Origin of the sequence: Streptomyces sp. A0642 (assembly GCF_004795105.1) — a bacterium.
Taxonomy (GTDB): domain Bacteria; phylum Actinomycetota; class Actinomycetes; order Streptomycetales; family Streptomycetaceae; genus Streptomyces.
In genome coordinates, this window is sequence record NZ_SSBL01000005.1 from 250,223 (window position 1) to 273,310 (window position 23,088).

20 protein-coding genes, 1 tRNA gene and 3 pseudogenes are annotated in these 23,088 nt (G+C 67.3%); 15 read left to right on the forward strand and 9 right to left on the reverse strand.

Going from position 1 to position 23,088, the window contains the following annotated elements:
* The first annotated feature begins 65 nt into the window (after positions 1-65).
* The 3 genes from E6R60_RS12740 (at position 66) to E6R60_RS12750 (ending at position 4,785) form a co-directional block, all read left to right on the forward strand.
* A complete protein-coding gene (locus E6R60_RS12740) occupies positions 66-2,333 on the forward strand; it encodes a (Fe-S)-binding protein (RefSeq protein WP_136326612.1) in 2,268 nt (755 codons plus the stop codon).
* A gap of 174 nt (positions 2,334-2,507) precedes the next feature.
* Entirely contained in the window at positions 2,508-3,758 is a 1,251-nt protein-coding gene (locus tag E6R60_RS12745; protein ID WP_240802524.1) for a VCBS repeat-containing protein, read from the forward strand.
* A gap of 109 nt (positions 3,759-3,867) precedes the next feature.
* Positions 3,868-4,785 (forward strand): Yip1 family protein, encoded by a 918-nt coding sequence (locus E6R60_RS12750; RefSeq protein ID WP_136326614.1) that lies wholly within the window; start codon positions 3,868-3,870, stop codon positions 4,783-4,785.
* A gap of 127 nt (positions 4,786-4,912) precedes the next feature.
* Here the strand turns inward: E6R60_RS12750 and E6R60_RS12755 are convergent, their stop codons facing one another.
* Positions 4,913-5,413, reverse strand: a complete 501-nt coding sequence (locus tag E6R60_RS12755; protein ID WP_136326615.1) for a phosphoribosyltransferase — start codon at positions 5,411-5,413, stop codon at positions 4,913-4,915.
* 6 nt (positions 5,414-5,419) lie between these two features.
* Positions 5,420-5,995 carry a dCTP deaminase gene (dcd, locus tag E6R60_RS12760; protein WP_136326616.1) on the reverse strand — a complete coding sequence of 192 codons (576 nt, stop codon included), beginning with the start codon at positions 5,993-5,995 and terminating at the stop codon, positions 5,420-5,422.
* Between the two features lie 485 nt (positions 5,996-6,480).
* Between dcd and E6R60_RS12765 the strand changes: the two genes are divergently transcribed.
* Positions 6,481-6,554: transfer RNA gene (locus E6R60_RS12765), tRNA-Gly, on the forward strand.
* A gap of 51 nt (positions 6,555-6,605) precedes the next feature.
* On the opposite strand, the pseudogene E6R60_RS37345 reads toward E6R60_RS12765, so the two are convergent.
* A pseudogene (locus tag E6R60_RS37345) lies at positions 6,606-6,728 on the reverse strand (site-specific integrase); the annotation flags it as partial.
* Positions 6,729-6,816: 88 nt separating this feature from the next.
* Here E6R60_RS37345 and E6R60_RS12775 point away from each other — a divergent pair.
* Positions 6,817-6,963 (forward strand): annotated as a pseudogene (locus tag E6R60_RS12775) (NUDIX hydrolase); the annotation flags it as partial.
* Positions 6,964-6,984: 21 nt separating this feature from the next.
* Here E6R60_RS12775 and E6R60_RS12780 read toward each other — a convergent pair.
* A complete protein-coding gene (locus tag E6R60_RS12780) occupies positions 6,985-7,458 on the reverse strand; it encodes a hypothetical protein (protein WP_136326617.1) in 474 nt (157 codons plus the stop codon).
* A gap of 542 nt (positions 7,459-8,000) precedes the next feature.
* Here E6R60_RS12780 and E6R60_RS12785 point away from each other — a divergent pair.
* The 3 genes from E6R60_RS12785 to E6R60_RS12795 all read left to right on the forward strand — a co-directional run bounded on the left by E6R60_RS12785 (position 8,001) and on the right by E6R60_RS12795 (position 11,025).
* Positions 8,001-8,642, forward strand: a complete 642-nt coding sequence (locus E6R60_RS12785) for a hypothetical protein (protein ID WP_136326618.1) — start codon at positions 8,001-8,003, stop codon at positions 8,640-8,642.
* 30 nt (positions 8,643-8,672) lie between these two features.
* A complete protein-coding gene (locus E6R60_RS12790) occupies positions 8,673-9,461 on the forward strand; it encodes a hypothetical protein (RefSeq protein WP_206309399.1) in 789 nt (262 codons plus the stop codon).
* Positions 9,462-9,951: 490 nt separating this feature from the next.
* Positions 9,952-11,025, forward strand: a complete 1,074-nt coding sequence (locus tag E6R60_RS12795) for an LPO_1073/Vpar_1526 family protein (protein WP_346766068.1) — start codon at positions 9,952-9,954, stop codon at positions 11,023-11,025.
* Positions 11,026-11,482: 457 nt separating this feature from the next.
* Here the strand turns inward: E6R60_RS12795 and E6R60_RS12800 are convergent, their stop codons facing one another.
* Positions 11,483-11,878: a RidA family protein gene (locus tag E6R60_RS12800; protein WP_136326620.1), complete on the reverse strand. Its 396-nt coding sequence runs from the start codon at positions 11,876-11,878 to the stop codon at positions 11,483-11,485.
* Between the two features lie 121 nt (positions 11,879-11,999).
* Between E6R60_RS12800 and E6R60_RS12805 the strand changes: the two genes are divergently transcribed.
* From E6R60_RS12805 to dacB, 4 genes and pseudogenes are all read left to right on the forward strand, one after another.
* Entirely contained in the window at positions 12,000-13,028 is a 1,029-nt protein-coding gene (locus tag E6R60_RS12805; protein ID WP_136326621.1) for a WYL domain-containing protein, read from the forward strand.
* Positions 13,029-13,373: 345 nt separating this feature from the next.
* Positions 13,374-13,544 carry a hypothetical protein gene (locus E6R60_RS36670; protein WP_168713590.1) on the forward strand — a complete coding sequence of 57 codons (171 nt, stop codon included), beginning with the start codon at positions 13,374-13,376 and terminating at the stop codon, positions 13,542-13,544.
* Positions 13,541-13,939, forward strand: a pseudogene (locus E6R60_RS12810) (DNA-binding protein). Before E6R60_RS36670 ends, E6R60_RS12810 begins: the two are co-directional and overlap by 4 nt.
* A gap of 337 nt (positions 13,940-14,276) precedes the next feature.
* Complete coding sequence (dacB, locus tag E6R60_RS12815) at positions 14,277-15,827, forward strand: D-alanyl-D-alanine carboxypeptidase/D-alanyl-D-alanine-endopeptidase (protein ID WP_240802525.1); 1,551 nt, start codon at positions 14,277-14,279, stop codon at positions 15,825-15,827.
* Between the two features lie 129 nt (positions 15,828-15,956).
* On the opposite strand, the gene E6R60_RS12820 is transcribed toward dacB, so the two are convergent.
* Both E6R60_RS12820 and E6R60_RS12825 read right to left on the reverse strand, forming a co-directional pair.
* Positions 15,957-16,295, reverse strand: coding sequence for a MerR family transcriptional regulator (locus tag E6R60_RS12820; RefSeq protein WP_136326622.1), 339 nt, complete (start codon positions 16,293-16,295; stop codon positions 15,957-15,959).
* A 1,051-nt stretch (positions 16,296-17,346) separates the two neighbouring features.
* Entirely contained in the window at positions 17,347-17,769 is a 423-nt protein-coding gene (locus E6R60_RS12825; protein ID WP_136326623.1) for a MarR family transcriptional regulator, read from the reverse strand.
* Between the two features lie 162 nt (positions 17,770-17,931).
* On the opposite strand from E6R60_RS12825, the gene eno reads away from it, so the two are divergent.
* Positions 17,932-19,242 (forward strand): phosphopyruvate hydratase, encoded by a 1,311-nt coding sequence (gene eno, locus E6R60_RS12830; RefSeq protein WP_136326624.1) that lies wholly within the window; start codon positions 17,932-17,934, stop codon positions 19,240-19,242.
* A gap of 187 nt (positions 19,243-19,429) precedes the next feature.
* Here the strand turns inward: eno and E6R60_RS12835 are convergent, their stop codons facing one another.
* Positions 19,430-20,206 (reverse strand): polysaccharide deacetylase family protein, encoded by a 777-nt coding sequence (locus E6R60_RS12835; RefSeq protein ID WP_136326625.1) that lies wholly within the window; start codon positions 20,204-20,206, stop codon positions 19,430-19,432.
* Between the two features lie 156 nt (positions 20,207-20,362).
* Positions 20,363-21,040, reverse strand: coding sequence for an SMI1/KNR4 family protein (locus E6R60_RS12840; protein WP_136326626.1), 678 nt, complete (start codon positions 21,038-21,040; stop codon positions 20,363-20,365).
* A gap of 246 nt (positions 21,041-21,286) precedes the next feature.
* On the opposite strand from E6R60_RS12840, the gene E6R60_RS12845 reads away from it, so the two are divergent.
* Both E6R60_RS12845 and E6R60_RS12850 read left to right on the forward strand, forming a co-directional pair.
* Positions 21,287-22,612, forward strand: a complete 1,326-nt coding sequence (locus E6R60_RS12845) for an ammonium transporter (RefSeq protein ID WP_136326627.1) — start codon at positions 21,287-21,289, stop codon at positions 22,610-22,612.
* Positions 22,609-22,947 carry a P-II family nitrogen regulator gene (locus E6R60_RS12850; protein WP_136326628.1) on the forward strand — a complete coding sequence of 113 codons (339 nt, stop codon included), beginning with the start codon at positions 22,609-22,611 and terminating at the stop codon, positions 22,945-22,947. Before E6R60_RS12845 ends, E6R60_RS12850 begins: the two co-directional genes overlap by 4 nt.
* Positions 22,948-23,088: the final 141 nt, after the last annotated feature.

Consider the following 23,088-nt stretch of genomic DNA (forward strand, 5'->3'; position numbering starts at 1 on the left):
AAGTTACTGCTTAGTAAGCAACCCTCAACGCTGGATCCCACCCTCGCAGGCCCGAGGAGCCACCCATGCAACTCGCCGCGATCATCGTGTCGCTGGTGCTGACCGTCGTCGGCGTTGCGCTCATCGCCCGAGCGGTCGCGCAGATCTACCGGTTCGTCCGCATCGGACAGTCGGTACCGGCAGGCAGCCGCACCGACGACCCCAAGCAGCGCACGATCACCCTGGTCAAGGAGTTCCTCGGCCACACCCGGATGAACCGGTGGGGCATCGTGGGCTTCGCGCACTGGTTCGTCGCGATCGGCTTCCTGACGCTGCCGCCGACGCTGCTCCAGGCGTACGGACAGCTCTTCAAGGCCGACTGGGTGCTGCCCGTCATCGGTGAATGGCTGCCGTTCGAGCTGTACATCGAGTTCATCGGCCTGATGACGACGGTCGGCATCCTGGTGCTGATCGCCATCCGGCTGCTGAACCTCCCCTCCCGGGCGGGCCGCAAGTCGCGGTTCGCGGGCTCGAAGGCCTGGCAGGCGTACTTCGTCGAGTACGTCATCCTCGTCATCGGCCTGGCGATCCTGACCCTGCGCGGCCTCGAGGGCGCGATCCACCACGTCGGCGGCTACGAGGCCGCGTACTTCGTCTCGTACCCGCTGGTCCTCGCCTTCAAGGGACTCGCGCTCGGCACGTTGCAGAACCTCATCTACTTCGTCGCGATGATCAAGATCGGCACCTCGCTGATCTGGATGATCACGGTCTCGCTCAACACCAACATGGGTGTGGCCTGGCACCGCTTCCTCGCCTTCCCCAACATCTGGTTCAAGCGCAACGCCGACGGCGACGTCGCGCTGGGCGCGCTGCAGCCGATGACCAGCGGCGGCAAGGAGATCGACTTCGAGGACCCGGGCGAGGACGACGTCTTCGGCGTCTCCCAGGTCGAGCAGTTCTCCTGGAAGGGCATCCTCGACTTCTCCACGTGCACGGAGTGCGGGCGCTGCCAGTCGCAGTGCCCCGCCTGGAACACGGGCAAGCCCCTCTCCCCGAAGCTCCTGATCATGTCCCTGCGCGACCACGCGCACGCCAAGGCCCCGTACCTGCTGGCCGGCGGCGGCAAGGACATGGAGGGCAACGAGAAGGCGACCGAGGAGCAGCTCAAGGACGTCCCGGCCGCCGCCCTCGCGGAGGCCGAGCGCCCGCTGATCGGCACGGTCGAGGAGAACGGCGTCATCGACCCGGACGTGCTCTGGTCCTGCACCACCTGCGGTGCGTGCGTGGAGCAGTGCCCGGTCGACATCGAGCACATCGACCACATCGTCGACATGCGCCGCTACCAGGTGATGATCGAGTCCGCGTTCCCGTCCGAGGCGGGCACGATGCTCAAGAACCTGGAGAAGAAGGGCAACCCCTGGGGGCTCGCCAAGAAGCAGCGCGTCGAGTGGACCAAGGAGGTCGACTTCGAGGTCCCGATCGTCGGCAAGGACGTCGAGGACCTCACGGAGGTCGACTACCTCTACTGGGTCGGTTGCGCGGGCGCCCTGGAGGACCGGGCGAAGAAGACCACGAAGGCGTTCGCGGAGCTCCTGCACATCGCGGGCGTCAAGTTCGCGATCATGGGCGGCGACGAGAAGTGCACGGGCGACTCGGCCCGCCGCCTGGGCAACGAGCCGCTGTTCCAGCAGCTCGGCCAGGAGAACGTCGCGATGCTGAACATGGCGTTCGGCGAGGACGACGAGGACGACTCCACCAAGAAGGCGAAGTCGTCGAAGAAGATCGTCGCGACCTGCCCGCACTGCTTCAACACCATCGCGAACGAGTACCCGCAGCTCGGCGGCGAGTACGAGGTCATCCACCACACGCAGCTGCTCCAGCACCTCGTCGACGAGGGCAAGCTGATCCCGGTGACTCCGGTCGAGGGTCTGATCACGTACCACGACCCCTGCTACCTGGGCCGCCACAACAAGATCTACACGCCCCCGCGCGAGATCATCGCCAAGGTCCCGGGTCTGCGGAACGAGGAGATGCACCGCCACAAGGAGCGCGGCTTCTGCTGCGGCGCCGGTGGTGCCCGGATGTGGATGGAGGAGCGGATCGGCAAGCGCATCAACAACGAGCGCGTCGACGAAGCTCTCTCCCTCAACCCGGACATCGTCTCCACCGCCTGCCCGTTCTGCCTCGTCATGCTGACCGACTCGGTCAACGGCAAGAAGAACGACGGCAAGGCGAAGGAGTCGATCCAGGTGGTCGACGTGTCGCAGCTGCTGCTCGACTCCGTGAAGACCCCGGCCGACCCCGCGGGCGAGCCGGAAGCGGCTGACGCACCGGAGCCGGAACCGGTGAAGTAACCGGAAACCGCGCCACGCGTTGCACAAGCGGCCGGACCTGCCTCGGGGGCAGGACCGGCCGCTTCTGCTTCCCCGCTCGGGTGACGCATCATGGGGGACGGCCGGGAGGAAAGTGGCGGCCGGAACGACGTTGTACGAGGTATTCCTGCGGGGGTACGTATGCGGAGGTACCCCGTGCGGATACGCATCGCAAGAGCCACAGCAACAGCGACCGCGACCGCGACCGCGACAGTCCCAGCTGCGGCCACAGCCACCGCCACGGCCACAGCCACGGCCACGGCCACGGCCACGGCGCGAAACGGCCGGACGCCCGGCGCGGCGACCCGCGCGGCAGCCGCTGCGGCGTTCGGCTGCGTCCTTCTGCTGACGGCGTGCGCGGGTACGCCCGCCTCCCCGGCCCCCAAGAACGGCGACGCCCCGCCCACCGCCCTCTCCGGCCTGGCGGGCGCCGAACGCCGCGCCGTCCCGCACGGCACCGGCGGCCGGACCCCCGACGACTTCAACGGCGACGGCCACCGCGACCTCGTCCTCGACCACCTGGTGAAGCCGGCGGCCGACAGCCGGGAGGACGCCGGGATCGGCATCGTGTACGGCTCCGCGACCCGCGGCCTCGACCCGTCCGTACGCCAACTGCTCAGCGCGCACGCCAACGCCGCGAAGTCCGGCGACACCCTCCCGTCGGCGTTCGACGCCGAGGCGTCGTGCGACCTGGACCGGGACGGCTTCACCGATCTGATCGTGGGCACCGACCCCCCGTACAACGGCATCGGCCGCCCACCCGTACCGCTGCAGATCCTGTTCGGCTCCCCGGAGGGCCTCACCGGCAAGGCGGTCACCCTGCGGATCCCGGACCGGGCCCGCTTCGGCAACGTCCGGCCGGACCACCCCGTCTGCGGCGACTTCGACGGCGACGGGAGGCCGGACCTGGCCGTGACGGCGAGCGCGGGACGCTTCAGCTTCCTGCGGGGCCCGTTCACCCGCGACGGCCGCCCGCGCGCCGCCGGCGCGGCCCTTCCTGGCGCCGGCCCCGTCCTCGCCGCCCCCGAGCCCCGGACGGACACGAACGGCGACGGGTACGACGACCTGGTGTACACGGCCCTCCCCCGTGAACCCGGCACCACCGGCACGGGCGCGCTGCTGCTCGGCAGCCCGGACGGACCGGGCCGCCCGGGTGGCACGTACCGCTTCCACGCCCCGGCCGCGGCCCTCCCGACAGCACCCCTGCGCACGGCCCCGGGCCACGCCCCGGCCCGTGCGGAAACGACTCTTCTCCGGCGCTACGCGGACTTCGACAGCGACGGGAAGCCGGACACGGTGGTCCGTACGCACCGGGGCGAGAGCGCCGACCTCATCGCGCTGTACCCGGCGGCAACGCCGGACCGACCGCTGATCACGTTCACCACCGCCCTCTTCACAGCGGGCTGAGGGCAACCCCCCAGGGTTCCCTTAGGGGATGTCACAGCTGAGCGTCAAAGGCGGGCAAGTTCCCCCGCCCCTGCCACCGAGCCCGCACGGACCAGGTACGTTCGATTACGTGGCTGGATTCAGGATCGGACGCGGCCGGGACAACCGCACCCCGCAGCAAGCGCGACAGCAACCGCGGCAGCAGCCGTACGGCACTCAGGCACCACCGCCGTACGGACAGCAGCAATGGCCTCCGACGGGAGGCAACGGCGCGCCGCCCCAGGGCGGCGGCTACCACGCGGGCGGGTACACCAGCGGCGGCGGCGACGAGCCGGAGTACTTCGCCGACCCGTACCCGCAGCAGCACGGTCACCACCCCCAGCACCCCCACCAGGGCGACCCGTACGCGAACAGCCCCGGTCACACCCAGGCCTTCAGCATCAACGAGGACCCTTACGGCGACGGCAACACGTACCGCGCCGGCCAGGCCCCCGTCCAGCCCGCAGGCCCGCGCCTGCACTGGAAGCAGCTGCTGAGCGGCATCGTGACCCGCCCCGGCCCGACGTTCTGGCAGATGCGCGACTACCCCGTCTGGGGCCCGGCGCTCGTCGTCACGTTCCTCTACGGCCTGCTGGCGCTGTTCGGCTTCGACCAGGCCCGCGACGACGCGATCAACGCGCCGGTCGGCAACGCCATCCCCTACGTCGTCATCACGGGCATCGGCTTCGTGATCGGCGGTCTGGTGCTCGGCGCGGTCACCCACACCCTCGCGCGCCAGCTCGGCGGCGACGGTGCGTGGCAGCCGACCGTGGGCCTGTCCATGCTCATCATGTCGATCACGGACGCCCCCCGCCTGATCTTCGCGCTCTTCCTGGGCGGCGAGAACTCCCTCGTCCAGATCCTCGGCTGGCTCACCTGGCTGGCGGCCGCGGCCCTGTTCACCTCGATGGTGAGCAAGTCCCACGACCTGCCGTGGCCCAAGGCCCTGGGCGCGTCGGCGATCCAGCTGCTCGCACTGGTCTCGATCCTCAAGCTGGGAACGATCTAGCGGGACCGATCCGTAAAGAAGAACGCCGGGAAAGAACGAGAGCCCCCGCGGCCGCCTCCGGAATCGACCGGAAGGGACTGCGGGGGCTCTCGCGTCCCGTGCGTCAGGCGCTCAGGCGCTCAGGCGCTCAGGCGTCCAGAACCTGCCCGCTCCGCCGCACGACGGGCTTGTCGACACTCCACGGGAAGTTGATCCAGCGATCGGTCTTCTTCCACACGTACTCGCACTTCACGAGCGAATGCGACTTCTCGTAGATCACGGCGGAGCGCACCTCGGCGACGTGATCGATGCAGAAGTCGTGCACCAGCTTCAGCGTCTTCCCGGTATCGGCGACGTCGTCGGCGATGAGGACCTTCTTGTCCGAGAAGTCGATGGCGTTGGGCACGGGCGCCAGCATGACGGGCATGTCCAGCGTGGTGCCCACGCCCGTGTAGAACTCCACGTTCACCAGGTGGATGTTCTTGCAGTCCAGCGCGTACGCGAGGCCGCCGGCGACGAAGACACCGCCGCGCGCGATGCTCAGCACGACGTCCGGCTCGTACCCGTCGTCGGCCACGGCCTGCGCCAGCTCCCGCACGGCATGCCCGAAGCCGTCGTACGTCAGGTTCTCCCGCGTCCCGTCACTCATCGCGCATCACACCTGCGTCCGGTGGAAGTTCATGAAGGACCGCGACGCGGTCGGCCCGCGCTGCCCCTGGTACCGCGAGCCGTACCGCTCGGAGCCGTACGGGAACTCCGACGGCGAACTCAGCCGGAACATGCACAGCTGACCGATCTTCATCCCCGGCCAGAGCTTTATCGGCAGCGTCGCCAGATTCGACAGCTCCAGGGTCACGTGCCCGGAGAACCCGGGGTCGATGAACCCGGCCGTCGAATGCGTCACCAGCCCGAGCCGGCCGAGCGAGCTCTTGCCCTCCAGCCGCGACGCGAGATCGTCGGGCAGCGAGATGACCTCGTACGTCGAAGCGAGCACGAACTCACCGGGATGGAGGATGAACGCCTCGTCCCCGTCCGGCTCGACGGTACGGGTCAGGTCGGCCTGCTCGACGGCCGGATCGATGTGCGGATAGCGGTGGTTCTCGAACACCCGGAAATAGCGGTCGAGCCTCACATCGATGCTCGACGGCTGCACCATCGACGCATCGAAAGGATCAATACGTACGCGTCCGGCGTCGATCTCGGCCCGGATGTCCTTGTCTGAGAGAAGCACCCACCGAGGATACGCAGAACGCGCGGGCCGGCCCCCATCGGGCCGCCCCGCGCGCCCTCCATCCGCTCTCCGCTACCGCTCCTCGAACACCACGGGCACGGCATGCCGCAACCGCGCGCAACGAGGACAACGGATAAGCCGCCCGGGACCGATCCGCGCGGGCCCGAGCTGCTGCATCGGGAACGAGGCGGTAGCGAAAACGTGCCCTTCGGCACAGCGGACGACGGTGCGCTCCATGGAGTCCATCAAGTCCCTTCCCCATCAAGCCGTGGACGAGAAAGCCACATTAGGGGATGAACAGGACGCCACCGCACGCGGCACTCCGGCCCCCACGCTACGCCCCCAACTCCCGCCCAGCACACCCCCGTCAACTCCCGGGCCACCCCCCGACCCCACACCGCGCCACCCGCCCGGGCTCATGCCTCGGGGGGACTGCGATGGGGTACAGTGTGGAACGATGCGTCGCTGGCCAGCCAGTGCGTTACGCGGGTGTAGTTTAATGGTAGAACATGAGCTTCCCAAGCTCAGAGCGCGAGTTCGATTCTCGTCACCCGCTCCATGATGAAGCCCCAGGCCAGTGGCCGGGGGCTTCTTTGTTGTCTGGACCTGTTCAGGAGTCGCGCACCAGATCCGCACCAGAAGGCCCCTGATCAGCCTTCTTACGGGCGGACCGCACGAGGTCATCCAGCCCGTTCGCGACCTCTTGCTGTCGCTCAAGGTCCGAGTGCTGATGGGTACGCCGAGAAGGGCCCGGACGGACTGCTGTTCGTGGGGGATTCGTGGGGGATTCGTGGGGGGAGAAGGGCAAGCCATTCCGGCGTTCCACATCGACCGCGGTCGATTGGCTCACCCCGGAGCAGATCACCGAGCGCATGTCCGAGGTCTACGCGATCCGACTGCTCGATGCTCTGGACGGGGCCGGGCCGCACGTACGGAGCCACGACGGCCGCCGACTGAACCCGACGTAGTGACGTCATGCTCAGGGCGGGTCAAGTGAGGGTCTCCTGCGCCCAGCGGGCAATACCACCGAGCCTGGCTGCCGCCACCTCGATATCGCCGGTTCGGACAGGCTGCTCGACTTCGTAGTCGTAGCCTTCGAGACCGCACTCCTCCTCAACCATCCGCCCGATGCGATACGCCTCAGCCATGATCGGCAACGCTTCGCTTCCTGGGTAGCGGTAGGGGATGTCGATGTTGGCCGAGTCCCCGGCGTAGTCCAGTTGCAGATGACCAGCAGGCCCGTCACGCCAAAGAGTCAGGGCGTAAGGGAACTCCTCGGTGGCGACCGGGCCGACCTCCCGCGAGATCCGCTGCATGAGCCTGTCCCAACCGGCACGTTCCTCACCAGTAAGGTTCATGGGCTTGAGGCCAGCATCCGGGTCGTAGGAGGAGTTGATCTCCTCTAGGGTCTCACCGAAAGTGCGCCCCAGGAGCACCCGCAGGAACATGATGTCGTAGGTCACTGTCCGCAGCCTACGTGTCCCCGCTCGCTACTTCCCGGGACGGGACACACTCTGACTCACGCAGCGCGGTAAGAGTTTCTCTACTTCATCAAGACCCGCGCACGGCGCGGGCGCGCGCCGCCTCAGCGGCGCGGCCTGCCTCTGTCTCCGCCCCGGCTGGCCGCGCCAGGCGGCGCGCTATGTGCGGCGGGCGGAAGCGAGTGATCATCCGCGCGGCTCAAGGACATGCCTCCGGCGGGGGCGCTCAGACTCCGGGATGGATGGGGCGCCGTTCGCGGGTGCCGGCGGATTCGTGGTGAGCGTTGTGGGCTCCCATCCCGACCGCCTTCGACCCAGGCAGAGCCGAGCAGTCGCGGCCCAGGGCGTCAAGGTCGTTCGTACAGTGGCGCGCTCCACCTTGACGCCCTGAACCACGCCCGCTCCACGGTGTGTGGGTCGAAGGCGGACGGGATGGGAGCCGGGGTGAGTGGTGGGTTTCTTTACCGCGCCGCTAATAGCAGGATTGCGGTGACAGCGCGAAGGCCGGATGCCATACTCCGTACGTGATGGCAACAGGTGCTGCAAGTACATCAGGCTCCCTACCCGCGGCTGCCGTCGTTGCCGCTTGCGCTCTTATTTTTACCGTCGCATCCTTCTGGTGGCTAAACGCTCGGCAAGGCAGGCTCCGCTCGTATCCACCACACACTTTTGCGGCCGCAGCAACGCGACAGAAGACGCTCATCCGCATCCCGCTCGTCCTCTTCAATACAGGACCAAAGCCCATCGTCATCCTGGACATGCGCCTCGATGTAGCAAGAGAATCCCAGGAAGACGTCACCCTACCTTGGAGCAGCACCCGAGATCGAATTAGACCCGAACCCGAAGACGGGTTACGCCTTCCAGCAGTTTTTGCGGTTAGCGGCCGAGCGGCCGAACAGGCATTTATAGAATTCTCTACACCTTTCCCCAACTTCACACCTCAACTTCGCGAATACCGAGCATCGCTTAAATGCCGGGTTGGGCATCGCAAAAAATGGATCACGGTAATGGAATTCCCGCTACACCTTGAGAACGTTTCGGCGCCGGGAAGCTACATCGCCTACAGCAATGCACCGAACGTCGTCGATGAAAGCAAAAAAATCTCAGCCAGAGACGAGCTCAACAGATTGGCTTCAGAGGCGGCAATTCGCAGATCCAATGACTGATACTCACGCACCAAATCGAATGGTAATTATATGCCGATTCCCGCATTGCCTCGCTTCCTGTATCTCGACGAGAGATCCCTCAACGAGTACCTCTCTGTCGTGGAGGAGGGCATTTCTGATGAAGCTCGCCACCGGACACAGAGCGATACCAAAGGACCCCCCGAGGAACTGGGGGTTGTAGCTCCGGAAGCCGGATCTAGCGAGCGCGAACGAGTGGTCAGGGAGACTGCGAGTCAGCGCTTCATTCGACTCGTTTCAGCGCTCGACGCCGATTCTGCCCGATGGAAGTACCGCGATATCGAGGACCTGCACCCCCTCTTCGATGGGCTGAAGATTATGGACTTCCTGCATGGGCGCTTCGAAGTCGAGGTTCCCCCTATGATCCAGCTAATGAGCCAGCCAGACCAACTGGGCGACATGCTAGACCTCCTAGAGGCATTTCGCCCAATGGCCTCATTGATGGGCCAGGATATAGACGGCATGCCTGGCCAGGAAGAAACAACCGCCATGCGGGGATTCGCCAAGGCAATGAAGTCGGACATTGTCATCGTCGGAGACCAAGAAGACGACGGGCCGAAGATTACGGGAAAGCTAACCAAAGAATACGTCAGAGACACCATTGACGGTGAAGGCTTTATTCTTGGAAAAATCGCTAGAAAGTGGGGGAAGGGTGAGAGTCACTCTCTAATGGCTCTCCCTGGGGCATCCCTGATGAGCCGGGAGCAGCGTCGGCAGGCTGCGCGACAACCGAAGACGGACGACGCGGAAACGTTGATGGGACCGGCTCTCACGCTGGACATCCTCGCGATCTATCGCTAGAGCCCGGGCATGATGCCTACGTCGGCTGAGGGCCCTGGAGGTGCTACTGATCTCCCAAGAAGCCCAAGACCTGCTCGCACCCCGTTGCCCAGCCCTTCTCCAGTGGCCAGCGACGGATCCATCCAAGGCCGGGCCGCTTCAGGTAAGCAGAGTTAGCTGAATGGCAGACACGAGCCGCACGCGTACGTGACACTAAAGTTATGACTAGCAATCAACGCCGAGCCCTCTGGGGCGGTACCGCAGCCCTTGGCGCAGCTCTCCTGATCGTCAGCGCATACTTGGGACTTGAGAAAGCGAGCATGCTAGGAGGTATCATTGGTGCATTTTTCGGTCTGTTGAGCCTCGCCATCGGAATATACCAACTCCGAAGCGCGCACGGCGGGTCCACCGGAAGCCCTAGGCAGATCCAACGAAGCGGAAACGACTCGATAAACCTACAGAGCGGAAACGATCTAACAATCGGCAACGATAACAAGTTTGGAAATTCGCCATGAAGTGGAGTACTGGACGACAAAAATCCCGCGACAATAACACGAACATTCAAGCCGGGAGAGACGTTACCATAGGGTTGGGATACAGGGATGTAAAGGAAATTTCTCACGATACGACTATGGAGGTCTTTTCAAGAAACTTCCAATCGCTCAGCAGGGAAGCCCACGCTGTAGCGCAGCAACGGGCCGATGAATTCACTCTAAATCTTGTCGAATCTCTTCAGCAGAGAGCCCCGCACATTCTGGAAAGCTTCCAGGAACCAGGCACGCAATCGGCACTATTCTCCGCACAGTCAGGGTACGCAAAGACTGGTGACGCAGACCTTGGTGAAGTTTTGATTGAACTTCTGATCAGTCGCGCAAGTTGTCGACAGCGTAATACTTCACAGTTGGCTTCCAACTTCGCTGTTGGGATCGCCGAACATCTATCGTCCCATCACTTCGCGATTCTCACGTGTAATTTCGCATTAAAGCAGCTAGCCTTCGGTGAAATACGCTCGATCGGCGCCCTCGCCAGAAATATCGAGGACTCCATCGGACCGTTTTTCCAGGACCTAGGGAACGCTGACCCTACCGATCTAGATTACCTAGCCGGCCTCGGCTGCACGATCGCTACAGCCGGATCTCTCCCTCCCGGAAAATACGCCGGAATGAACTATCCCGGCCTATTCACTCGAGGGTTTTCAAATAAGGAGATTATGCATTCTGAGCGCCTCATCGGCACGCGCTTGGTGCGCCCATTTGGGCCAGATCCTGATCGCTACCAAATCGATGCCGTTACGACGGACGATCTACTGAAACTCATTGATTCCCTATTCCTCCGCGAGATTTCCGACTTGGCGCTATCAACCCTCAGAAATACCGTGTTGGATGAGCATGAAATCGAGCGGATGATCACTGAGAGCAGGCCGGGCTTAGCACCGATCTTCAGACGTATTAGAGAACTGGAAATGAACGGATACATCAATACAGCGATCGGAACCGCGATCGCGCACGCAAACATGCGTCGCGTAATTCCGGAATTTGATGTTCCGCTTGCGGACCTCATCCCAGCGGGATCAGCATCTCAGTAGCTTGGCACCCTGAACCATCGCTGGAAGACCCTCTCGAGGGGGCCTGTGCCACTGCTATGGTCCGTCGATGAGATCGTCCGCACGGTAAAGGGCGGACCTGGGGTGCGACATTGGCGTCTGCCTCATCATCTGACCGCACCAGATGCGCACCAGAACGAGCGGTCAACCCCGGTCAACACCAGATCGCCGATATCGAAGTCGACACACCACAACCTCGTTCCCTTGCAGGTCAGACGCCCATCCCGAGCAACGCGGACGGTGATTCCCAAGCTCAGAGCGCGAGTTCGATTCTCGTCACCCGCTCTTCGAAGAAGGCCCCGGTCCATGACCGGGGCCTTCGGCGTGAAGGCGAGGGCACGGCAATCGCCGGGGCACCGGCCATTCGGCGCCCGCCGTCCTCCGCCTGCCGCTCGCGCCGCGGCGCGGCGGCTCGAGCAACAGGAGCGGCAAGGCCGGGTCAGGCGACAGCCGTTCCTTCGAGTTCGACCATCTGACCGGGTATCGCGAGTCGGGTGACCCCCAGCATCGTGGTCGTCGGAGCAACACCTGCAGCACCCAGCCGTCCGGCGAGCGTGCCGTAGTGCGGGAACAGCGCGTCCACGTCAGTGGTGTAGACGTTGAGGCGGACGAGGTTCGCCAACGCCATGCCGGCCTCGGCGAGGACAGCTTCCAGGTTGTCCACCGCGAGCCGGAGTTGCGCGGCGATGTCCCCGTCGTGCTCGGGCCGTCCCTCCTTGCTCATCGCGGTCTGTCCCGAGATGTACAGGGTCCGGGTCTCCCCGGAGACGACCTCGCCCTGGTTGAAGCCCATCTCATGCGACCACGCCACCGGGTTGACTGCTGTTCGTTCCATTGCCGCTCCATCCGTTGTCTCTGCGTGCGCCGGGGCCCGGGAAGCCACCGCCTGAACGCCCTTGATGCAAGCCTCTCGAGAAAACACGACACCCTGTGTCATGTTTTTGTAGAGTGAGACCATGCGCGCGGATCGGCTGGTCTCACTGGTGCTGTTGCTGCGGCAGCGGGGCCGGATGACTGCGGACGAGCTGGCCGGCGAGCTGGAGGTCTCCGCCCGCACCGTGCTGCGTGATATCGAGGCGCTGTCGACCGCGGGAGTCCCCGTGTACGCCGACCGTGGTCGGCATGGCGGCTTCTCCCTGCTACCCGGTTTCCGCACCGAACTGACCGGACTGAACCATGACGAGGCCCTCGCCCTGCTCACCGCCGGATCGAGGCACGGCCAGAAGGTCTTCGGTCTCAGCGCCCCGCTCGCCTCCGCGATGCGCAAGGTCGTCGACGCGCTGCCCGAGGGTCATCGAGCCGCGCTGGACGACGCCGCCAAACGGTTCCTCGTCGAGCCCGAAACCGATATGCTCTCCCGCCGACTCGTGGCCGAGGACGTGGTGGGCGCCGTGATGAGCGAGGTCCGTGGTGCCGTGCTCACGGGTCGCAGGCTGCGTTTTCACTACGCCGCACCGGACAGGCAGCCTCGCTGGCACACCGTCGACCCGATCGGCATGGTCACCGTTCGCGGCCGAACCTATCTGCTGGCCACCAAGTTGGGGGAGGACCGCACCTACCGACTGTCGCGGATGCTGGCAGCCGAAGAGCTCCCCGAACCCGCTCAGCGTCCGGCGCAGGTCGATCTCGACCGCATCTGGGCCGAGCGCAGCGCACAGTTCCTGTCCGACGTCCACCTCTCTGTGGCGGTGCGGGTCAAGCCCTCGCGGCGAGAAGAACTACTGAACACCGCTCGGGCTGTCCGCGCCGAGGAACCGGACGGCGAGGACTGGGTTCGCCTGGACGTGATCTTCGAGGACCTGCGGCACGCAGTCTGGGCCGTATGGCAGCTAGACACCGACGCTCAAGTCCTCGCCCCCGCCGCGCTACGCACGGCCTTGCGCGACCGCCTCGCCACCCTCGCCGCTCGATACGACGATCCGGACAACGGGCTACGGGGGCCCTCCGGGCACCCTGAGGGAGAACTGAGACTGCCTGCAGAGTGAGAACCGGGTCACCGAGCGCGGTCGCCTGGCTGACGGTCTGACCGCGACGTGCCTCATCCGTGCCCTTCGGGGCGGACCACGTGGTCACGTACGGCTCCCCGAGACCTCGCCGACCTCACCTAACCTGGGGAGGCGTACAGGTCAGAGCCACTGCGGCGGTCCAAGAACCGTTGATCCCAAACTCAGAGCGCGCCGAGCGCCCCCACTTGGAACACGCTCTGAGTACTTGCAGTACTCAACTCCCCAGTACGTCGCGACGGCGACCAGCGGGAAGACCAGGGCGCACCCCCTTACACACCTCATCAGCTCTTACGAGCACTGGGCTCCCTCGCAGCGAACCCACAAATGTACGTCCTCGACGAAGCCGTAGCCCGGCAGATCCGGCACCAGCTTCTCGGCGACGGCCTTCGCCGCCATGAGGAAGAGCACGGACAGTTCAGCGACGAGGAACTCACCGAGGCCCGCGCGAAGATCTTCGGTTCCGCCAACTCCTCCAAGGACGCGGACGCCGCGTGAGCGAGCGCATCGAGACCGTCGTCCCGGACTCAGAAGGGCTCTCCGCCTGGATCGGGCAGGACCGAAGCTCCTCGCGATGCTGCAGGTCTTCCACGACAGGGGAGCCGACCTCGTGATCGGGGCGAACACCCTCGTGGAAGTCAGCCACTCCCGCAGCAACATGCCTGCCTGAACGGGGCCCTGTCCCGCGTCAAGGTGGAGCCGGTCACCGAGCAGGCGGCGAAAGCGGCAGCGGAGTTCCTCAAAGCCGCCGGACTGCGCGGGCACACGTACGCCATCGACGCCACGGTCGCCGAGGTCGCTCTCCGCCAGCCGAAACCGTCGCCCTCCTGACGTCCGACAGCGACGACATGACCAAGCTCCGCGGCAACCAGGTCCGCATCATCCCCCTCTGACCAGCCGGCCCGCCCGGAGATGCGTGGCCGGGGGGCTTCCTTGTGAGGGAAAGCCATGGCCGCTCGGGCCGCCGGGCGCGATCAGACCGCCCGGGCCCACCCCCACTGAACCCGTGACCGACCGGGCGTTAGCCGCGCATCTCGACGAATGGGCCGTGCCGTTCGAGTGACAACCGTTCGCGCCGCCCGCATCACGCGCCCTTCGGGGTCCATACCTGACCCCATGAACCCCATGGACAGGAAACTGTCGAGACGAACGGTGCGTGCCGCGGTGCGAGAAGAGAGTTCCCGATCCCTTCGGCATCGTGTGGTCGCCGGATGCTGTGCCCTGCTGCTCGTGACTCTGACTTCGGGCGCGGCAGCCCAGGCGGCCTCGTCCCCCGGTGACGGTGGTTCCGCGCGGCTCGACCCGCGGATCACGGAGATCATGCGGAAACCGGACTACGCCAACGCCCAGTGGGGCCTGCTCCAGCAGGACCCGGACAGCGGGCGGGTGGTGCACAGCCGGTTCGCCGAACAGTTCTTCATCCCCGGGTCGGTGGCCAAGCTCTTCGGCACCTCCGGGGCGTGGGACGCCCTCGGCGGCGGCCACCGCTTCAAGACACCGGTCCACGCGGTCGGTGAGCGGCGCGGAAGCACGCTGAACGGCGACCTCGACCTCGTCGCCCAGGGCGATCTGACCATGGGCGGCAGGACTCGCCCCGACGGCACGGTCGACTACACCGACCTCGACCACACGTACGCCAACGACTTCCCGGGCGCCACGCTCACTCCGGAGAACCCGCTCGCGGGAATCAACAAGATCGCGCGGCAGGTACGGAGCTCCGGCATCACGCGCGTCAACGGAAACGTGATCGTCGACAACCGGCTCTTCCGGCCCGAGCCGGTCTTCGACCCGGTTCCGACGCCGCTGATGATCAACGACAATCTGATCGACCTGCTGAGCACGCCCGGTGCCCGTCCCGGCGCGCCCGCTCGACTGGACTGGCGGCCGAAGGTCGCCCCGTACCGTGTCACGTCGACGGTCAGGACCGTGGCGGCGGGGAAGCCGACGGACATCGAGGTGACGACGTCCGACAACGGCACCCGGATCCGGCTGTCCGGCACCATCGCGGCCGGCTCCGCACCGGCGCTGAAGGTGTCGCCCATCACCGACCCGGCGGCCTTCGGGCGCACCGCGCTGATCGAGGCGCTGGGGCGGGCGGGGGTGAAGGTGACGGCGAAGCCGACCGGGGCCAACCCGGTGGGGCGGCTCCCCGCTTCGTACGCGGGCCGGCCGCGCGTGGCTCTGTACACCTCGCCGCCGTTCGCCCAGTACGCCAAGCTCATCTTCAAGGTCAGCCACAACCTGGGCGGCAACCTCGCGATCTGTCTGATGGCGGTCGCGGCCGGCAGCAAGGACTGCATGGACGGCTTCCCGGTACTGGCCGGCTTCCTGGACCGCGCGGGCGTCGATCGCAAGCAGGTCCAGCTTCTGGACGGACGCGGTGGAAACCCCGCCGACCGGACCACGCCCAAGGCTGTGGTGCAGTTGCTGTCGTACTGGCAGCACACCCGCGAGGCGGCGGTCTTCCGGAATGCGCTGCCCATCCTCGGGGTCGACGGTCTGCTGGCCGACAACTGCACCCACTGCCCCGCCCGCGGCAAGGTGTTCGCGAAGACCGGCGCCGCCGTCGGCCTGGACGCGCTCAACAACCGCCTGGCCGTCGGCGCCATCACGATCGCGGGTTACCTGGACAAGGGCAACGGCCGCTTCGACGCCTTCTTCGCCGGGGTGAACGGCGCCTCCACCCCGACAACCGACGTCAACGGGGTGCTGGACATCGCGGATGACCTCGCCATGATCTCCGCGTACCTGCAGGAGGCGGCGGCCCGACGAGGAGAGTGAAGCCCTCCGCTCACACGAACGGCTTCGTTGGCGGCCGAGGAGTCAACTCGGGAGTGGCGTGCCTTTGGGGTACGCCACATCCCGGGAGGCGTGAGCGCACCCGCTGGTAACCGGCAGGTGCGCACCGCGTCAGCCGGCGGGTGGTGAGTCCACCGATGCGGCGGCTCGGCGGTACTCGGCGTTGATGCGCTGTGCCTCTTCGAGCTGGTCCTCGAGGATGACGATGCGGCAGGCGGCCTCGATCGGTGTGCCCTGGTCGACGAGTTCCCGGGCGCGGGCGGCGATGCGCAGCTGGTAGCGGGAGTAGCGGCGGTGGCCGCCGGCGGAGCGGAGCGGGGTGATCAGGCGGGCTTCACCGATCGCGCGGAGGAACCCCTGGGTGGTGCCGAGCATCTCGGCGGCCCGGCCCATCGTGTAGGCGGGGTAGTCGTCGTCATCGAGACGGCCGAACGAGTCGTCTGCTGTCACTTGCACCTCTCTATGGAACGCGTGGAGGGGCCCTGGTGCGTTTGCACCAGGGCCCCGAAGGAACTGCTACACCATCTGCCGGCTGTGAAAACTCACCGGCTCTCTGTTTCCGCAGACCCGGCTTGAACACAGTCGGGGTCGCGGGGATCGCGGTTGCTTGACCGGAGACCACCTCACTATCGATGTCCTGCGGTACCCGGGTTCTCTGACTCCGCCCGGGCGATCCTGATGGCGGTCAACTCCTCCGTTTCTTCCCTCTGGATGAACTACTTGCCTGATCGGGACCTGCGTACTGCTGGTACCGCGTACTGCTGATACTGCGTACTGCCGGTGGCCTCGAACAGCACCACCCTTCGGCAGCCAGCCCCGTCGCCCGTCCTGCATCTGCTCTGGCTTAGAACCCCACTGCCGAACCTCCCGGCACGCGCGCCCGCAGCCGACGCCTTTACCGAGGAACCACTGGAAATCACTCTGCTGGTACTGCTGATATTGCTTGTACTGCGAACTGCACCGCCGGACTGGTCCGGCGGTCCTGCTACGGGGTCCCCTGATCACTGCGGGCCCCCCGGTCCGGTCGTCAGTCCCGTCGCCGTCCTGCAACCACCCTGGCTTCGAAACTCCACCACCGCACCGTCCTGCGAACTGCACCTACGTGTCACGCATGCCCGGCAGTTCATCTCTGCCGGGCTGTCTCGATCTCGGCTACGAGAGAAACCATAGTCACCGCACCGCCCAATGTCTACCTTCGTCGCCACAGATTTCCGTGTGTCACGCAACAAGACAGTTCACCTTGGGGACCGAAGGGGCCCGGCGGACGCGGGACACCGGCCGGGGACCGGGACCAGGCACAGGTCGCCTTCGACGTGATCGGTGGGACGCCGCCGGCCGGGAGGCAGTCAGCCGAGACGCCGTCGACGACGACCTGATCCCGGCAGAGAGCCGCCGGGGTGTGGCCGTCCGCCCCGGTGCCCGGCGCAGGCCGAAGCCCCAGAGCCGGGCGCACCTCAGCGGGTGGCGAGCCGGGCCGGCCCTCGGCAGAGCCGGGCGGGCCTCAGCGGGTGGCGAGCCGGTCCAGGAGGGCGGCGCTCCGTGCCAGCAGGGCACGTTCCTCGTCGGTGAGCTCGGCCTCGATGGCCCGTGCGAGCCAGCCGACCCTGCGGCCGCGCTCCGCTTCCAGCGCGGCCCGGCCCGCGTCCGTCAGTTCGACGAGCGACTTACGACCGTCCGTGGGGTGGGCCCGGCGCGTGATCAGGTTCTGCTCCATGAGCAGTCCCACCGCCCTGGCCATCGACTGGGGGCGTACGCGCTGGTCCGCGGCGAGGTCGCTGGTGGTCATGGCGCCGTCGCGGTCGAGCGCGCCGAGCACGGCGACCTGACCCAGCGGAATGCGGTCCTCGTGGGTGACACGTCGGGTGAGCTTGCCCATAGCCGTGCGCAGTTCTGCCGCGACGGTGGCGGCTTCCGAGGTGGGCATAGGGCACTTTACCCCGCTGGCCGGGCGAGCTGGGCAGCTGATCTGCACAGCAATGCTGTTCAGCAAAACTGCTCAGCATTGCTGTACTGTTTCTTCCGGTCGGGCCCAGCGCCAGCGTTGTCGCAGCCGGGGCACGGCACACGACAACGGCAAGGAACTCCCATGTCCGCAGCAGCAGCCGGATCCTCAGACGCCGCCATCGAGACCGTCACCGCCCGCCGCGTCATCGACAGCCGGGGCAACCCCACCGTCGAAGTCGACGTCGTCCTCACGGACGGCTCCCTGGGCCGCGCAGCCGTCCCCTCCGGCGCCTCCACCGGCACCCGGGAAGCCGTGGAACTGCGCGACGGGGACCCCGCGCGCTGGCACGGCAAGGGCGTGGACCGCGCGGTGGCCCACGTCAACGGGGAGATCGCGGCGTCCGTACGCGGCCGGGACGCGGCCGACCAAGCGGGTCTCGACGCCGCACTGATCTCCCTGGACGGCACCGCCACGAAGTCCCGGCTGGGCGCCAACGCGATCCTCGGCGTCTCCCTCGCCGCCGCCAAAGCCGCCGCGGCGGCCCACCGCCTGCCCCTCTACCGCTACCTCGGCGGTGCCGACGCCCACCTTCTGCCGCTGCCGATGATGAACATCGTCAACGGCGGCGCCCACGCCGACAACCCGCTGGATTTCCAGGAGTTCATGATCGCGCCCGTGGGCGCCGACACCTTCGCCGAAGCCGTACGCATGGGCAGCGAGGTCTTCCACACCCTGCGCCGCGATCTGCTGGCCGCCGGGCACTCCACGGGCGTCGGCGACGAGGGCGGCTTCGCGCCCTCACTGCGTACCGCCGAGGAGGCACTCGACTTCGTGATGGCCGCCGTCGAGCGCACGGGTTACCGCCCGGGCGCGGACATCGCCCTGATGATGGACCCGGCGTCGTCGGAGTTCTTCCGCGAGGGGGTGTACGACTACGCGGGCGAGGGCGTGCGCCGCACGCCGTCCGAGAACGCCGACTACCTGGCGGGGCTCATCGACGCCTACCCGGTCGTCTCCATCGAGGACCCCATGGCCGAGAACGATCTGGACGGCTGGCGGGAGCTGACCGACCGCGTGGGCGACCACTGCCAGCTCGTCGGCGACGACGTCTTCTGCACCGACGAAACGCTCCTGCGCGAGGGCATCCGCACCGGCGTCGGCAACTCGGTCCTGGTCAAGGTCAACCAGATCGGAACCCTGACCGAGGCCATGGCCACGGTGGCCACGGCCCACCGGGCGGGCTGGACAGCGGTCATCTCGCACCGCTCGGGCGAGACGGAGGACACCACGATCGCGGATCTGGCCGTGGCGACCGGCTGCGGCCAGATCAAGACCGGCTCGCTCTCCCGCTCCGACCGTACGGCGAAGTACAACCAACTGATCCGCATCGAGGAGGAGTTGGGGAACGCGGCCCGCTTCGCCGGCCGGGCCGCCCTGAAGCGGAGGAAGTAAGGCAGGCGTTCAACGGCACCGCCCGCCCGGGTCTCCGGGCGGGCGGTGCCTACGTGCGTACAGCCGCGGGCGGGCCGGCGAGCACGCAGGTCGGTCGATCGTCCGGGACTCCGGGTCTCCAGAAGCCCGGGAGCCCGGGCGGGCACGCGCCCACGTCCGGTCGTCCGGGCAGCCGTGCCGGCGGGGCTCACCGGACGGGGAAGCCGAAGGAGTAGCCCTGCTGCCTCAGCCAGGGAAGCACCTCGCGCAGCGCGGCCAGGGTCTGGGAGCGGTCCCCTCCAGCGTCGTGGAAGAGGACGGTCGGGCCGTTGGAGATCTCGCTCTTGACCGTGGCGACCATGGCGTCCACGCCGGGGTGCTCGAAGTCCTTGGTGTCGACGTTCCAGCCCAGCGGCCGCATGCCCCGGGAAGCGGCGAGCTGCCGGCTGTACGGGGTGAAGGCGCCGCCCGGGGCGCGGTAGTACTGCGGCCGGACGCCGCCGGACGCCTTGGTGATCATGCGCTCGGCGTCCAGGATCTGCTGCGACTGGTACGCCTCGGACTTCTTGTCCATGGCGGTGTCGTGCGAGACCGTGTGGTTGCAGAGCCGGTGGCCGTCCGCCACGACCGCCTTGACGAGGTTCGGGTACGCCTCGGCCTGGGTGCCCACCATGCAGAACGTGGCCTTCACGCCACTGTCCTTCAGCAGGCGCAGCACCTGGGGCGTCCAGGTCGGGTCCGGCCCGTCGTCGATGGTGATGTTGACGCCCTTGGGGCCGCGGTCGGAGGCGTGCGCGATGTCCACCGCCACCTTGGCCACCCGGTCCTGGGGCTTCGCCTCCGGCGACGAGACACTGGTACGGGGGCCCGCCGCCACGGTGCCCGCCTGCGCGGTCCACACGGACGTGGCCGCGGCCAGAGCGGTCACTCCGAGCGCCGCCGCGATGAGTCGGCCGTGCCATGACGTTCCCTTGTGCTTTGCCATGCCGGCCCGCCCCTTTGTCGTCTTCACCGATCCCCTGCGCCTATGAAGACATACGAAAGCCTGTGCGGGATGCCTCTGTTACCGATCGCGGACGAACCCGCAGGGAGGTGGCGACAATCAAGGAAGCCCGGCCCTCGCGACGGCACCTCCGGCCAGTCACCTGGCGCCGGGCAGGTGTTCGCCCTCCGCCTCCCCGTCCCCGTTTTCGGTCTCGGTTTCGGTCTCGGTCTCGTGGCTCGTGAACCAATGTTCGTCGAAGTGGCGCGCGGTGGAGCGGGGATGGAGCGGATCCGTGAGCAGGCGGTGGATGAACTCCGCTGTCGAGCCGTCGAACCGGTCCCAGTGCGCGTAGTCCTCTCCCGTGACGAGGATGGGCCACCGGTCGGGGTCAGCGCCCTCGGTGAGCCAGTAGAACGAGGTCCGCTGCTCGGTGCTCGCCCACTGCAACAGACCGCCCGGCGAAGGGTGGAGGCCGTACGGCTCCCACCACTGGCCACCGTCCTCCTCGGCCGCGCGGGCCCAGAACTCGTTGAACGAGACGAGGTCCAGACTGCCGGGCGGGCCGTCCGGGATCAGGAGGCCGAGATAGTCGTCGAAGTCGCCGTACCCGAACCGCTCGACCAGGTCCTTGTAGTCACCGGGCAACGCCGTCCCGAGCCGGGCCTCCACCGCCGACCAGCCGACCGGGGAGGCACCCCGCCCGCGCGTCCATCCGGTGACGGCGACGACCCGGTCCACCCAGGACGGCTCCGCCACCGGCGGTGCGAAGGGCCCGCGCGGCTGCCCCGGATGCGGCGCCGGGTCTCCGAACGCCTTCGTCTCCCATTCGTCCATGGTGCGAGTGAAGCAGGGGGCTGTGACATCGTCCGCCCGCGTGGCGACGAGCGGCGCCTGTTCCGGCAGAGCCACCCCGCGCCCGCCGCGTGAGCAGGAAGACCCGCCCGATGACCGTGACAGTGAGATTTCGGCAACTCCCGCGCAATGAAATGTGGCGGAAACATCTGGGTCCCTCCGACGAAACGCGCACCGGTCACGCTCTCAGTCGCTCGCACCGCACGCGCCCCGAGGAGGGACTCCCCCGTGACCCCCGTGACCGTGGCCGCGGCCGGCATCGACACAGGTGACACCGCCTGGCTGCTCGCCGCCACCGCACTCGTCCTGCTGATGACACCCGGGCTCGCGCTCTTCTACGGCGGCATGGTCCGTACGAAGAACGTACTCAACATGCTGATGATGAGCTTCGTCTCGATCGCTCTCGTCACTGTCGTCTGGCTGCTGGCCGGGTACTCGCTCGCCTTCGGCGACGACGCGTTCGGCGGGATCGTCGGTGATCTGCGGCACGCCGGCATGGCCGGCATCGGGCCCGACACCCTGACCGGCAGCGTGCCGACCCTGCTGTTCACCACGTTCCAGCTGACCTTCGCGATCGTCACCGCGGCGCTGATCAGCGGGGCGATCGCGGACCGTACGAAGTTCGCCGCCTGGCTCGTCCTCGTACCGGTGTGGACGCTGCTCGTCTACGCCCCCGTCGCCCACTGGGTATGGGGCCCCGGCGGCTGGATCAAGGACTCGCTGGGCGCGCTCGACTTCGCCGGCGGGCTGGTCGTGGAGATCGCGTCCGGGGCGTCCGGACTGGCGCTCGCGCTCGTCGTCGGGCCGCGCATCGGGTTCAAGAAGGACGCGATGCGCCCCCACAACCTGCCCATGGTGATGCTCGGCGCCGGACTGCTCTGGTTCGGATGGCTCGGCTTCAACGGCGGCTCCGCGCTCGGCGCCAACGGGCTGGCGGCCGCCTCCGTGCTCAACACCCTCGTCGCCGGCTGTACCGGGCTGCTCGGCTGGCTCTTCGTCGAACAGAAACGCGACGGCCACCCCACCACCTTCGGCGCCGCCTCGGGCGCGGTCGCCGGGCTCGTCGCGATCACCCCCGCCTGCGGCACCGTGGGCATCCTCGGTGGCGCCGCGATCGGTCTCACGGCGGGCGTCGTCTGCTCGTACGCGGTCGCCTGGAAGTTCCGCTTCGGATACGACGACTCGCTGGACGTCGTGGGCGTGCACTTCGTCGGCGGCATCGTCGGCACCCTGCTCATCGGCCTGTTCGCGACGGCCACGATGACCGGCGGAACGGAGGGCCTGTTGTACGGGGGCGGACTCGGCCAGCTCGCCCGGCAGGCCGTCGCCGTCCTGGCCGTGGCGGCCTACACCTTCCTCATGACGTACGGGATCGGCAAGGCCGTCGACCGGTTCATGGGCCTGCGGGCCTCCGCGGACGAGGAGCTCACGGGCCTGGACCAGACACTGCACGCGGAGAGCGCCTACGATCACGGCGCCCTGGGTCATGGCGCTCCGCAGGCCGTGGCCGCCCGGCCGACGCCGCACTCCAAGGACAGGAACTCCGCCCCATGAAGCTCATCACCGCCGTCGTCAGACCGCACCGCCTCGACGAGGTGAAGACCGCGCTGCGCGAACTGGGCGTGCACGGCCTCACCGTCACCGAAGCCAGCGGCTACGGGCGGCAGCACGGGCACACCGAGGTGTACCGGGGCGCCGAATACCGGGTGGACCTGGTCCCCAAGGTCCGGATCGAGGTCGTCGTCGCCGACCCGGACGCGGAACCCGTCATCGACGCGATCGTGCGCGCGGCCCGCACCGACCGGATCGGCGACGGCAAGGTGTGGATGCAGCCGGTCGACACGGTGGTGCGGGTCCGCACGGGCGAGCGGGGGCCGGACGCGCTGTAGGGGCCATGCCATGGGGAGAGACCCGTAGTTGATTCTTCCCGGCGGGCAACGGGCCGCCGGGGGTTCCTCCCGGCGGGCAGAAGGCCGCGCTGCATCCTGCCCGGCGAACAGCAGGCCGCGCTGGATCCTGCCCGGCGGACA